This window comes from Caballeronia sp. INDeC2, from assembly GCF_023631325.1.
In the GTDB taxonomy this organism is placed as follows: domain Bacteria; phylum Pseudomonadota; class Gammaproteobacteria; order Burkholderiales; family Burkholderiaceae; genus Caballeronia.
This window is the reverse complement of the sequence record NZ_JALQDG010000021.1, coordinates 194,583-207,599: the sequence shown is the minus strand read 5'-3', so window position 1 is coordinate 207,599 and position 13,017 is coordinate 194,583. Positions and strand designations below refer to the sequence as shown.

13 protein-coding genes are annotated in these 13,017 nt (G+C 64.8%); 3 read left to right on the top strand and 10 right to left on the bottom strand.

Features of this window, described 5'->3' with window-relative positions:
• Nucleotides 1-19: 19 nt before the first annotated feature.
• The 9 genes from gspK to gspD form a co-directional block, all read right to left on the bottom strand.
• A complete protein-coding gene (gene gspK / locus NCS28_RS13750) occupies nt 20-1,138 on the bottom strand; it encodes a type II secretion system minor pseudopilin GspK (RefSeq protein ID WP_250514320.1) in 1,119 nt (372 codons plus the stop codon).
• The gene (locus tag NCS28_RS13745; RefSeq protein ID WP_250514319.1) at nt 1,135-1,809 is read right to left on the bottom strand and encodes a PulJ/GspJ family protein; all 675 of its coding nucleotides are present in this window, start codon (nt 1,807-1,809) and stop codon (nt 1,135-1,137) included. Before NCS28_RS13745 ends, gspK begins: the two co-directional genes overlap by 4 nt.
• Nucleotides 1,787-2,176: a type II secretion system minor pseudopilin GspI gene (gene gspI / locus NCS28_RS13740; protein ID WP_250514318.1), complete on the bottom strand. Its 390-nt coding sequence runs from the start codon at nt 2,174-2,176 to the stop codon at nt 1,787-1,789. Before gspI ends, NCS28_RS13745 begins: the two co-directional genes overlap by 23 nt.
• Nucleotides 2,176-2,649 (bottom strand): GspH/FimT family pseudopilin, encoded by a 474-nt coding sequence (locus tag NCS28_RS13735; protein WP_350029784.1) that lies wholly within the window; start codon nt 2,647-2,649, stop codon nt 2,176-2,178. The genes gspI and NCS28_RS13735 overlap by 1 nt, the downstream gene beginning before the upstream one ends.
• Before the next feature lie 29 nt (nt 2,650-2,678).
• Nucleotides 2,679-3,149, bottom strand: a complete 471-nt coding sequence (gene gspG / locus NCS28_RS13730; RefSeq protein ID WP_250514317.1) for a type II secretion system major pseudopilin GspG — start codon at nt 3,147-3,149, stop codon at nt 2,679-2,681.
• Between the two features lie 156 nt (nt 3,150-3,305).
• Nucleotides 3,306-3,719 carry a general secretion pathway protein GspC gene (locus NCS28_RS13725; protein WP_250514316.1) on the bottom strand — a complete coding sequence of 138 codons (414 nt, stop codon included), beginning with the start codon at nt 3,717-3,719 and terminating at the stop codon, nt 3,306-3,308.
• Nucleotides 3,719-4,936 (bottom strand): type II secretion system inner membrane protein GspF, encoded by a 1,218-nt coding sequence (gene gspF / locus NCS28_RS13720; protein WP_250514315.1) that lies wholly within the window; start codon nt 4,934-4,936, stop codon nt 3,719-3,721. The genes NCS28_RS13725 and gspF overlap by 1 nt, the downstream gene beginning before the upstream one ends.
• Nucleotides 4,937-4,940: 4 nt before the next feature.
• Nucleotides 4,941-6,428 (bottom strand): type II secretion system ATPase GspE, encoded by a 1,488-nt coding sequence (gspE, locus tag NCS28_RS13715; protein ID WP_250514314.1) that lies wholly within the window; start codon nt 6,426-6,428, stop codon nt 4,941-4,943.
• Complete coding sequence (gspD, locus tag NCS28_RS13710) at nt 6,425-8,827, bottom strand: type II secretion system secretin GspD (protein ID WP_250514313.1); 2,403 nt, start codon at nt 8,825-8,827, stop codon at nt 6,425-6,427. Before gspD ends, gspE begins: the two co-directional genes overlap by 4 nt.
• Before the next feature lie 605 nt (nt 8,828-9,432).
• Here gspD and NCS28_RS13705 point away from each other — a divergent pair.
• Nucleotides 9,433-9,876 carry a lytic transglycosylase domain-containing protein gene (locus tag NCS28_RS13705; protein WP_250514312.1) on the top strand — a complete coding sequence of 148 codons (444 nt, stop codon included), beginning with the start codon at nt 9,433-9,435 and terminating at the stop codon, nt 9,874-9,876.
• 136 nt (nt 9,877-10,012) lie between these two features.
• Nucleotides 10,013-11,287 carry a GTP-binding protein gene (locus NCS28_RS13700; RefSeq protein WP_250514311.1) on the top strand — a complete coding sequence of 425 codons (1,275 nt, stop codon included), beginning with the start codon at nt 10,013-10,015 and terminating at the stop codon, nt 11,285-11,287.
• 122 nt (nt 11,288-11,409) lie between these two features.
• On the opposite strand, the gene NCS28_RS13695 is transcribed toward NCS28_RS13700, so the two are convergent.
• Entirely contained in the window at nt 11,410-11,688 is a 279-nt protein-coding gene (locus NCS28_RS13695) for an HU family DNA-binding protein (protein WP_008352404.1), read from the bottom strand.
• Nucleotides 11,689-11,985: 297 nt separating this feature from the next.
• Here NCS28_RS13695 and NCS28_RS13690 point away from each other — a divergent pair, with 297 nt between their 5' ends.
• Entirely contained in the window at nt 11,986-13,008 is a 1,023-nt protein-coding gene (locus tag NCS28_RS13690; protein ID WP_250514310.1) for a VTT domain-containing protein, read from the top strand.
• The last annotated feature ends 9 nt before the right edge of the window (nt 13,009-13,017 follow it).

The window sequence follows — 13,017 nt, the reverse complement described above, 5'->3', positions numbered from 1 at the left end:
CAATGACTGCGGCACCTATCTACAGCGAGTCGCGCGTGTAGACGATGCGCGTCGTATGCGTCGTCGGATCGCGATACACGAGCGTCGTGCGCTCCAGTTGCGCGCGTTCGTGTTCGACGCGCCCGTGGATCACGAAATACTTCGTGGTGACGTCCATCTCGTTCGGATCGATCGACACCGTCTTGACGCCCGCGCCCGTCAGCGCAAGCTGCACGTTGCCGACATCGTGGAAGAACACCGTCTCCCGGCGCGCGACGAACGCCTGTCCCTGCGACAGGTTCATCCCCGGCACCACGGCCGCCACCACTTCGGCGGGCGCGGTGTTCATGTTCACGGCGGTCGTCGTCGGCAACACGGTGATGAACGGGCGCAGCTTCGCGACCGCTTCCGGCGAGAAGCCCGGCACGTCGAGCAGCGAATCGACGGTGATCATCTGCAAAGGCGCGACGGGCGCGTTGCTGTCCGCGTCCTTCAGGCCGGGATCGTCGGTGAAATTGCCGCCGCCCGTGCCGCCGCCTTGCGCGATCGCCGCGAGCGTCGTCGCTTCGTTGTTCGTGCCGGCCGCCGTGGTCGCGCTGTTGCCCGTCTGCGTCTGGAAGCGCGTCGCCGAGCGCGCGAGGCCCGCGCGCATCTGCAGCGCCACCGTCTTCGCGAGCGAGCCGTTGATGCCGAGCATCGCGAGCAGCCGCTGGAACGCCTGAATCTGCGCGACGTTGATGGTCAGCACGCCGGGCGTCGGCGTCGAGACCAGATTGCGCAGATTGAACTTCGCCTGCGCGTCCTCGATCGAGCCGGACAAATACGTCGATGCGCCCTGCTGCGCGCGCACTTCGCCGATCTGCCCGAGGAAATCCGACAGCTTCGTCTTCGCGATCGGCACGCCCCATACGCCGCCGAGATACGTGACCGTGGGCGAGGTATCGGCTTCCGAGCGCAGGATGAGGCGCGTCCAGTCGAGCGCGCTGCGCGAAATCCACTGCGCTTGCGCGAGCAGCCGCTGATTCTCGATGCGGCGAATCTGCACCTGCTGACGCCACAGCATGCCCGACACGAGAATCGCCGCGAGCGACACGACCAGCAGCGCGCTGATGATCGCGACGCCGCGTTGCCTTTTCGGATGCCGGGCGCGCATGTTCATTCTCCGACCAGGAACACGCGCGTGAGCGGCGTCGCGAGCGTGCGCGCGCCGACCGCGACCTGAATGCCCGACACCGCGCGCGCGAGCGGCGCGTTGCCGAGTTGCGGCACCTTCAGGTTGTTGTCGTTCTGGTTGATCTGCGCGAACACGTCGCCCATGCGCGTCGTCCAGCCTTTTTCGGGAATGTAGACGCGCGTCGCGAGCGATGCGACGCCGCCCATCAACGGAATCGAGCTCCAGCCGTCGCCCGTATCGCCGGACTGGAGCGCGCGCCGCACTTCGCCGACATTCGACAGCGGCGGCGACGCAAAGCGCACGATGCGCCCGTTCGACAGGCGGTAGCGGACGACCTGAAGCCGGGGCGGCGTGCCCGGTGCGAACACGCCGCGCACGATCTGCAGCGAGCCGTTGCCGATCTGCACGGCGGGCTGGCCGGCTTCGTCGTCGGTGGCGGCCCGGCGCGCGTCGATGCGCATCTGGTCGAACAACTGCGCGACGACGCGCTCGTCTTCCATCGCGTTCTCGATCGTCGCGCGGCCGCGGATCACCGAGTCGAGTCCGCGCCAGGACAGCACCGCGAGCACCGCGAGAATCGCGATGGCGATCAGCATTTCCAGCAGCGTAAAGCCGCGCTGCCTTCTGCCGCGGTCAGAGCGAGCGGTTCGTTTCATTCGCCACCACCGTGACCATTTGCGCCAGATTGCCGGAGCGGCCCGGCGTCGAGACGAACATCTCGACGCGCCGGAAAATAGGATTGGGCGTCTGGCTCACGCGCTGCGTGCACAGGAGCTTCAGATTGCCCTGCGAGCAGTCGAAGCTGCGCGAGCCGATCGGCGGAAACTGACGCGAGAGCCGCAGTTGCGCGAGCTCGTTGTCCGCGCTCCAGCCCGCGAGCAGCCGCCGATGCAGGTCCGCTTCGCCCGTCGCGAGCGAGCCGACCGCGCGCACCGATGCGGCGAGCGCCACCGCGATGATCGCCAGTGCGACGAGCACTTCGATCATCGTGAAGCCGCGCTGATGTCGACGACGTTGATGCATCACCGCACCTGATAGCGGCCGTTGCCGCTCCCGACGATCGTCACGCGGCCTACCGCCGAGAACAATGTAATTTCCATCGGCGCGTCGATGGCTTCGGTGCCGAACACGAGCCGGTTCACCGATTTGTCCGAGTCGAGGAACTGAATCGACACGCCGGTCACGCCGCCTTCCCAGCGCCGCTGGCGCAGGAGATCGTCGCGCAGCGGGCGCCAGCCGTCTTCCGTGCGGATGTCGAAGCGAAAACCGCCGTCGAGCGGCTGCCACGCGATCGGCCGCGCGCGCACCTGCGCCTCGTCGCCCGCCGATTCGAACAGCAGCGCGAGACGCTGCGCTTCCTCGTTGAGATCGGTGCGCGGGTTGCGCGTGAGTTGCAGCGACGCGAGCGACACCAGCAAGCCCGCGATCACCAGCACGACGAGCATTTCGAGCAGCGTGAAGCCCGCGTTCCGTCGCGTATGTCGGTGCCTGTTCACGCCGCGTTCCTTCTTCTACCGTCCGATAGTCATTGCCACGAGCCGACATCGGCATCGTTGCCTTCGCCGCCGGCCTTGTTGTCCGCGCCGTAGCTGAACACGTCGATTTCGCCGTGCACGCCCGGATTCAGATACTGATACTGACCGCCCCACGGATCGGCCGGCAGGCGTTCCAGATAGCCGCCGTCCTTCCAGTTGTTCGGCACCGGCTCGGTCGTCGGCTTTTCGACCAGCGCGCGCAGTCCTTGCTCCTGCGTCGGATAGCGGCCGTTATCGAGGCGATACAGCTTCATCGCCTGCATGATAGTGCCGATGTCCTGCTTCGCGGCGACGCGGCGCGCCTCGTCCGGGCGGCTCATGATCTTCGGCACGATCAGCGCGGCGAGAATGCCGAGAATCGCGATCACGACCATGATTTCGATCAGCGTGAAGCCGCGCTGACGGCGTCCTTGCGCCTGAGCCTGCTGAATTCGCACGCTGCGTTGTGTCCACAATTGCATGACTGCTACCTCTTGAATTGAAAATATCGTTTCCAGGCCTCATGCCCGGTGATGATTGGAAAAACCGTGCGGCTTCCTGTCGGCGGAAGCCGCCGGTCATTCTATCGATCCGCTTTCGTCGCGTGATTTATGCGCGAACGAGGCATCGCGTCGCGCTCAGCGCACCCAGATCGTCGGCCCGGGCGGATTCTGCGGCAGGAAGATCTCCGATTTCACGCCGTTGCGATCGATGATGATCGAACGCGCGCGCACTTCCGAGAGCTTCACGCCCTGCGTGAGCGGCCCGCCCAGCGACACGGCTTTCGCCGCTTCGCCGCCGTAGCTCACGATGGCCGCCGCGCCGCCCTGCAACGCGAGAATCCCGAACAGATGCACATCCGAATTGGCCTGACGCTCCAGCCGTCCACCGAAAATGGTTGCGGCCTGTTCGACCGACGGCGCGCGCGTCGCGGCTGCGGCGGGCAGCGGCGCGGTCTGCCGCGAAGTCAGCGTGACGACCCAGTACGTCACCGTCACGCAGAAGAGCGCGAGCGCGGCGAGCGTCAGTAAGCGAGTTTGAAGGGCGTTCATCACTGCACCAGATTATTCAGTTCGATGATCGGCAACATCACGGCGAGCACGATCACGAGCACGACGCCGCCCATCGCGAGAATCAGCAGCGGTTCGAGCAGGCTCGTGAGGAACATCGTGCGCCGTTCGAGTTCGCGCGCTTCGCCTTCGGAGGCGCGGTCGAGCATCGTGGTGACGTCGCCGGTCGCTTCGCCCGAGCGGATCAGGTGAACCAGCACGGGCGGAAACGTCTTCGTGTTGCCGAGCGCGCGCGACAGCGACGAGCCTTCGCGCACGCGCACGATGGCGTCGTCGACGTTCTCGCGCATCGCCGTGTTGCTGAGCGTTTCGCCGGCAGCTTGCAGCGCGCGCAGGATCGGCACGCCCGCGGCGGTCAGGATCGCGAGCGTGCTGGCGAAGCGCACCGTGTTATAGCCGCGCACCAGCTTGCCGATGAGCGGCGCGCCGAGCAGCCAGCGATCGAACGACATGCGCGGGCCGGGCCGCGCGAGGATGCTCTTCACCAGCCACGCGAAAATCACGACGCCGATCAGCACCGCCCACCAGTAACTTCGGACGAAGGAGGAAAGCGCCATCATCATGACGGTCAAGAATGGCAGCGCCTGCTTCGTGCTCGCAAACACGTTCACGACCTGCGGCACGACATAGCTCAACAGGAAGGTGACGATGCCGAACGCGATGATCGTCACGATGCCCGGATACGTGAACGCCAGAATGATCTTCTGCTTCAACGCATTACGCTGTTCGATGTAGTCCGCGAGACGCGACAGCACGAGGCCGAGCTTGCCGGTGTGCTCGCCCGCCGCGACGAGCGCGCGATAGATCTCCGGAAAGTCCTTCGGATGCTGCGCGAGCGCGTTGGCGAAGGAATGGCCGCCGAGCACCTCGGCGCGTATCGCGGCCATCAGTTCGCGGATGTAGTCGCGCTCCGACTGCTCCGTCAGCACCGCGAGCGTCTCGCCGAGCGGCAGACCCGCGATCAGGAGACTCGCGAGTTGCCGCGTGAGAATGGCTTGCTCACGCTGCGACAGACGCCGCCCGAGCGACAGCCGCTGCTGGCGCTCGCCGCGCGTTCGCGTACCCGCCGCCTCGACGACGAGCGGCGTCAGCCCCTGCGTGCGCAAATGGCTGCGCGCGGCGCGGGCGCTGTCGGCATCGAGCACGCCTTTCTGCGTCTTGCCCGCGTGGTCGATCGCTTCGAAACGAAAAGCCGGCATACCGTTACTCTCCGCCCGTCACGCGCAGCACTTCTTCCAGCGACGTCACGCCGGCGGCGAGCCAGCGGTCGCCGTCCTCCCGCAGTGTGCGCATGCCAAGCTTACGGCCCGCGTCGAGAATCTCGGCATCCGCCGCGTTGCGATGGATGAGCGGGCGGATTTCGTCGTCGATCAGCAGCAGCTCATAGACACCGCGACGGCCGACGTAACCCGACTGGCCGCATCGCTCGCAGCCGACCGGATGGTAACGCTTCGTGCCGTCTTCCTCGACGCGCTCTTCCTTGCAGACCGGGCAAAGCTGGCGCACGAGCCGCTGCGCGAGAACGCCGAGCAGCGACGACGCCAGCAGATACGGCTCCACGCCCATGTCGGTGAGACGCGTGACGGCCGATGCGGCGTCGTTCGTGTGCAGCGTCGCGAGCACGAGGTGACCGGTGAGCGATGCCTGCACCGCGATCTGCGCGGTTTCGAGATCGCGGATTTCACCGATCATGATGATGTCCGGATCCTGGCGAAGAATCGAACGCAACGCGCGCGCGAAGGTCATGCCGATGCGCTCGTTCACCTGCGTCTGTCCGATCCCCGACAGGTCGTATTCGATCGGATCTTCCACCGTCATGATGTTGGTGGTCGTGGTCTCCAGCCGCGACATCGCCGCATAGAGCGTGGTCGTCTTGCCGGAGCCGGTCGGGCCGGTCACGAGCACGATGCCGTGCGGACGGCCGATCAGCTTGTCGAAGTGGACGAGCGTGTCGCGCGCCATGCCGAGCTTTTCGAGATTCAGGCGTTGCGCGTCCTTTTCCAAGAGACGCAGCACCGCGCGCTCGCCGTGGCCGGTCGGCAGCGTGGAAACCCGCACGTCGACGGGGCGTCCGCCCACGCGCAACGTGATGCGGCCGTCCTGCGGCAAGCGTTTTTCGGCGATATCGAGCTGCGCCATGATCTTGATACGCGAGATCAGCGCGCCGTGCAGCGCCTTCTTCGGACGAACGACATCGCGCAGCGTGCCGTCGACGCGAAAGCGCACCACCGACGCATTTTCGAACGGCTCGATGTGAATATCCGATGCCTGCTCGCGCGCCGCCTGCGTGAGGAGCGCGTTGATCATGCGGATGATCGGCGCATCGTCTTCCGACTCGAGCAGATCCTCGACTTCGGGAATGTCCTGCATCAACCGCGACAGATCGACTTCGCCTTCCACTTCGCCGACCACCTGCGCCGCGCTGCCGTCGTTGCGCGCGTACGCCGAATTGATCGCGGCGGCGAGTTCATCGGCAGGCTTGCGCACGATCGACAGCGCGCCGAAATTACGCGCGACTTCGGCGAGCGCCGCGTCGGTCGTGCGCTCGCTGATCCATACCTCGATGCTGTCGGCGTGCTGGTGCGCGAGCAGAATCTGCCCGCTGCGCGCGAAGCCGTAGGGCACGAGCCGGGCCGCCAGCGGCGACGCCGCGCTGCTCGCGCTCTCGACTGCATCGTTGACCGTACTCACGGTCGGACTCCTTGTTGGCCGTTCGTCGCCGCGTTACCCGGCAGGGTGTTGGTCGCGGCGTTGCCCGGCATGGCGTTGGTCGCGCCGTTCGCAGGAAGCGGATAACCCTGCGGCGGCATCGTCGATTGCGGCGCGGATTGCATCGGCTGCGGCGCCGGACCTGCATCCGGGTTCTGCGGCAGCGTCGTGCTCGGGCCGGGGCCGCGCGTCGTATTGCTCCAGTCCAGCAGATTTTGCGCCGGCGCGCCGCCGCCTTCGCTCGGACCGAGCGGCTTCGGCGGCATCACCGGCACGTTCTGATCCTTGATGAGACGGTTGTCCGTCGTCGAGCCGTACTGCTGCTGGCGCAGATACTCATAGCGCGTGTTGGCGATCTGCGTGGACGTCGCCTGATCTCGCACGATCACCGGTCGCAGGAACACCATGAGGTTGGTCTTCGTGCGCGTCTTGCTTTCGCTTCTGAACAGGCTTCCGATGAACGGAATGTCGCCGAGCAGCGGGATCTTGCTGTTGTTGTTGTTGTACTGATCCTGCATCAGGCCGCCGAGCACGACGATCTCGCCGTCGTCCGCGAGGATGGTCGACTGCACCGAGCGCGTGTTGATCGTCACGCCGCCCGGATCGTTCTTCGTGGTGGTATCGACGCTCGAATCTTCCTGATAGATCTGCATCTTGAGCACGCCGCCGTCGGTGATCTGCGGCTTCACGTGCAGCGTCACGCCGACATCGCGGCGGTCGAACGTGTTGAACGCGGTGACCGAGGTCGCGGCGTTCGCGGTCGGCGTAGCATACGAGCCGGTCACGACCGGCACGTTCTGGCCGACGACGATCTTCGCTTCCTCGTTGTCGAGCGTGATCAGGTTCGGCGTCGAGAGGATGTTCGCATCCGCGGATGTCGACAACGCCTGCAACAGTCCGCCGAGCCCGAACAGATTGCCGAAGCGGTGCAGCAAGCCGATGTTGAGGCCCTGCGCGAGCAGGCCCGTGGTCGATGTGATGGCCGACGGATTCTGCGCGATCGCGTTGCCCTGCAAGGTCAGATCGACGATGTTCGTGTTGCCCTGACCGAAGCTCGTGCCGCCGTAAAGCGCGTTGTTGCCGCCGTTCGAGAGCAGGAGGCCCTGCCACTGGATGCCGAGGTTCGCGCCGGTAGTCGCGGACAATTCGACGATCAGCGCCTCGATGTAGACCTGCGCGCGGCGGGCGTCGAGCTGGTCGATCACGGCGCGCAAGTTCCGATAGACCGGGTCCGCGGCGGTGATGATCAGCGAGTTCGTGGCGGCGTCGGCCTGGATCATGCCGCCGCCCTGGTCGCTGCCGGAATCGTTGTCCTTGTTCGACGAGAAGCTCGAGTCGCGGTTGCCCGCGCCGCCCGTCATCGGATTATTGCTGCTGCCCGTACTGCCGCCCAGACCGCCGGGCAGAGGCGGCGTGCCGGACGTGCCGGTGGACATCGACGAATTGCCGAGGCCGCCGCCGCTCTGGCCGAACGAGTTCGCGTTCGAGTTGGAACCCGACGTGTTGTCCGAGTTGTTGTTGCCCTTGCCCATCATCGCGCGCAGCGTCTTGGCGAGGCGCGTCGCGTCGGCATTGCGCAGCGCGACGACGTGCATGTTACCCGGCTGCGACGTGGGCGAATCGAGCTTCTGCGCCAGTTGCTTCGCCGCGGCGAGGCGCGAGGCGCTGGATGCGCGGAACATCAGCGAATTGGTGCGCGCATCGGGCGTGACGGTGACTTTGAGCGTCGCGTCGGTGCTGCCGATCGCGCCGGGATCGAGCAGCTTGTTCATCTGCTCGGCGACGTCGATGGCGTTCGCGTTCTTCAGCGTGACGAGATCGACGGAGCGGCCCGCCGCCGTATCGACGCCCGCGATGATGCCCGCGATGCGGCGCACGTTGTCGGCGTAATCCGTGACGACGAGCGTGTTGTTCGCCGGATAGGCCGCGATCGTGTTGTTCGGCGAGATCAGCGGGCGCAGCACCGGCAGGAGATTGTTCGCCGATTCGTTACGCAACTGAAAGACCTGCGTGATCACCTGATCGCCGCGCGCGGCCGGCGTGTTGCCGACATACGTGGGGACGCCCTGCAGCTTGGCGTCGGCTTCGGGCACGACCTTCAGGACGCCGTGATCTTGCACGAGCGCGAAGCCCTGCATGCGCAGCGACGACTGGAGCGTCTTCAGCGCCTGGTCCTCGGGAACCGAGTTCTCCGAGACCAGGTTGAGTTGCCCCTTCACGCGGGGATCGACGATGATCGTTTTGCCGGTAGCGGCGCCAATCGCTTTCGCGACCTGGTCGATGTCCGCGTTGACGAAATTCAACGTCACTTGCGCGTGCGCGGCTTGCGCGACGATAAGTCCCGCCGCCAGCAGTGCCGTCGCGATACGACGCAGTGCCATAGGTTGTCTTCTCATGAATGTGATGTCAGAGCCGGGTCTCTGGGGAGCCAGCTAAGGCAGCACCGCTCGTCAGCCGAGAGCGCTGCCGACCGCGACGTGGCACGAACAGGGCCGGCCCTTCGCGGACATTTTTTAAAAAATATGACGATAACAGCTCAATGTAACGAAATTGTGCCAATTCGTTCCGGGTCAGGCGACCCCCGGCTATCAATTTCGATACGGCCCAGCGCTCTCAAGTCTTTCGAATAACTTGCCGATAAACCGTACCTGGGGCGGTCCCGAAGGTCGGCCGATGCACGCGGGAGCCGAATTGTACCCCGTCCAGAAGTCTTATTATTCATACATTTAGAACACGTCCGATTGACGGTCCGGCGGTTTCCTGTTCTTGCGGCCTTCCGGCCGTCAACCGGGCGTATGTCTGATAGCCAACTTATGGTCTGAATCGTCAGCCGGTATGATACGGTCGGTTCCGCATTCCGGGCGGTTGCGAAATGGGCGGGTTTTCCCCATGCAGTCCGGCCGCGGGCGTTGATTTGTTGGCGTTGGCGCCAAGGCGCCGCAACGGCGGCATGACGTTCCGCGTGTGCGGATGGAGTAGAGGGAAGATGAAGAGAATACTGCGACTACTTGCGATTTGCGGGCCGCTCATGGCGGCCGCCTCCGCACACGCAGACTGCTTCGACGAAGCGGCGAAGTACCAGAAGGTCAATCCACTCATCCTGCGCGCCATCGCGTGGCAGGAATCGCACAACAAGCCCGACGCCATCAACAAGAACGCCAATGGCTCGGTCGACTACGGGCTGATGCAGATCAACTCGATCCATCTCAATACGCTGGCCCAGTACGGCATTTCCAGCGGCACGCTGATGGAGCCGTGCAAGAGCGTGTATGTCGCCGCCTGGCATCTGCGGCAGAAGATGAACAAGTACGGCAACTCGTGGCAGGCAGTCGGTGCTTACCATTCCGAAACACCCGCGCTGCGCGACAAGTACTCGGCGCAGATCATCGAGATCCTGCGTCGCTGGAAGCTGCTCCAGGCCGCGCGCTGAGCTTCGGCGCGCTCATCATGCGCGCCGCGTCCCGCGCGCATTTGATGCAAAATCCCCTATTCGATCGCTCGCGCCGCCGAACGGCAGCGCCGGCTCGCGCTCGCGCGCTCCCCTTCCTCCGTCACGCTCCACTGCGATGAACCAGACGCCATTGCCCATTACCGTGCTATCGGGATTCACCGGCGCGGGTAAGACCACGCTCGTCGATGCCTTGCTCGCCAACGCCGATGGATTACGCATCGGCGCCGTGACATGCGGCAAGGCCGCGTCGAACGCGGATCGCGAAACCACCGAACTGCCCAACGGCTGCCTCGTGCTGACGCTCGGCGACCAGTCGATGGAAGCGCTCGAAAGCGCGATCACGTGGATCGCGCAACAGCAGCGCTTCGATGCGATCGTCGTCGAATCGCCGGGCGTCGCGCATCCGATGACGATCGCCGAGCATCTAGCGTTCGGCGATGACGACGACGCGACGCTCGCGGGCCGCGCGCATCTCGATACGTTCGTCACCGTGATCGATGCCGCGACTTTCCTGCGCGACTATGCGTCTTCGGATTCGCTCTCCGAGCGCGGTCTCTCGCAAACAGGCCACGACGATGAAGACGATCAGACGGTCGTCGAAACGCTCATCGAACAGATCGAGTTCTGCGATGTCGTCGTCATCAACAAGATCGACCTCGCCAGCGTGGAGGACGTGGAAAGGATCGCGCGCATCTTGCACGGCCTCAATCCGCGCGCGCTTCAGGTGCGGGCGCAATCGGGCGACGTGTCTTCCGGCGACGTGCTGAACACCGGCCGCTTCGACTTCGATGCGACCGCGAGCGCGCCCGGCTGGCTCGCGATTCTCAACGGCGAGCATCCGTCGAGCGACGAACCCGATGCATCCGGCGTCGGCCATGTCGTGTATCGGGCGCGGCGGCCGTTCCATCCCGAACGCCTGTGGAACCTGCTGCATCAGGAATGGCCCGGCGTGCTGCGCGCGAAGGGCTTCTTCTGGCTCGCGACGCGAAGCGATGTCGGCGGCTCGCTATCGCAAGCGGGCGGAACGGTCCGGCATGGTCCGGCGGGTTTGTGGTGGGCGGCGCAGGAGCGCAGCGAATGGCCGACAGACGACCCCGAGCTCGAAGCGGAGATCGTCGCGGAATGGTATGGCGATCCGGATGACAACAGCATCGGCGATCGACGGCAGGAGCTGGTGCTGATCGGCGAGAATCTCGATCCCGACGCGTGGCAGACCCGGTTCGACGCATGCCTTCTGACCGACGACGAATGGGCGCTCGGCCCCGATGGCTGGCATCGCTTCGCCGATCCGTTCCCTGCGTGGGAAGTCGAAGAGCACGACCACGATCATGACCACGACCACGACCACGATCATGGTCCCGATTGCGGTTGCGAGGATCATCGGCATTGATGGTCCCAACGGCTCGATGCAACGTCGAGCCGTCAAGCAAAACGCGCAGCCGAAAAAAAACCCGCCGAAGGCGGGTTATGTACAACTGGCTACTTCGAGTAGCCGCACAATCGGCAAGATGCTTACCGCTTGTTCACTGCGTCCTTGAATGCCTTGCCAGCCGTAAACTTGACCGTCTTTGCGGCCGGAATCTTGATGGACTCGCCAGTCTTCGGGTTGCGGCCGGTGCGCGCTGCGCGCTTTCCCGAGCCGAAGCTGCCGAAGCCGATCAACTGAACCGCGTCACCTTTCGATACAGCCTTCTTGATCACTTCGAGCAACGTGTCCAGCGTTTCGCCGGTTTGAGCCTTGCTGGCGCCGGTCTGAGCGGCTACGGCGTCGATCAATTCCTGTTTGTTCATTAAGGTTCCTTTATCAGTTTAGGTTGACACGAACAGCGCGAACGCGCCGATTATACGTGCGCAAGCCGTGCAGTCGAGTAGGGACGGCCTTCTGGCGCGCCCGCCCGACGAATCGGCGTGGTCATGCGCCATCTCACCGGCATTGCTCCACTCCGTCGCCTTCGCGCCGCCTCTATACGCGGCGCTTGGTATGATAGCGCAGCGCAAACCCAATCAGGATAAGGGTTTCAAAGATTTACCCTTATATTTTTTGGGCTCCCGGCGGTTTTTCTGACGCAGAACAACTGGGTCCGATCCATGCTACGCGAGCTGATCATCGAATACGGCCTGCCGTTGGTTTTTGCCAACGTTCTGCTCGAATGCCTCGGCTTGCCGCTGCCAGCCTTGCCCACATTGGTTTTGACCGGCGCGATCACCGTCTCCGCGAGCTTCGCATCGGGCCTGCCGTCGAGCTTTCCATCGGCGGCATGGGGACCGCTCGCGGCGATCGTCGTCACGGCCAGCATTGCCGCGCTCATCGGCGACACGCTCTGGTTCTGCCTCGGACGACGCTACGGCAGCCGCGTGCTCGCCTTCATGTGCAAGGTCTCGATCTCGCGCGATACCTGCGTGAACCGCAGCCTCGACTTCTTCGGGCGCTTCGGCGTGCGCATTCTCGCCTTGTCGAAATTCATCCCCGGCTTGTCGACGCTCGCGATTCCCGTCGCGGGCGCGACCGGAATCGGCTTTGGCAGCTTTCTGTTTTATGACGCGCTCGGCGCGTTGCTGTGGTCAGGCATTGGCGTCGCGTTCGGCGCGATGTTCGCCGATCTCGTCGATCGCATGCTCGCCTGGCTCGACCTCTTCGGGCGCGGCGTGATCGCGCTCGCGATCATCGCGCTCGCGCTCTATCTCGCGATGCGCTGGTGGCAGCGCGTGTCGCTGTTGCGCAGGCTGCGCATGGCGCGCATCGATATCGCGATGCTGCGCGCGCTACTCGATCGCGAACCGCCGCCGCTCGTCATCGACGTGCGCCGCCGCGAACGGCGCGCGATGGATCCGTTCGCCATTCCCGGCGCGCTGCTGCTGCACGACGACGCCGCGGCGCAACTCGCCGGCATCGCGCGCGATCGCAAGCTCGTGACGTATTGCGATTGCCCGAGCGAAGTGTCGGCCGCGCTCGCCGTCAAGGACCTGGTCGCGCATGGTTTCACCGATGTCGCGCCGCTGCTCGGCGGCCTCGCGGCGTGGCGGGCCGCGGGCTACGCGCTCGAGCCGCTGATGATCGAAGACGCCGTGAACGGCGCCACACACGGCATGGCCAAGTCGTCTTCCGCTTGATGTCTTTTC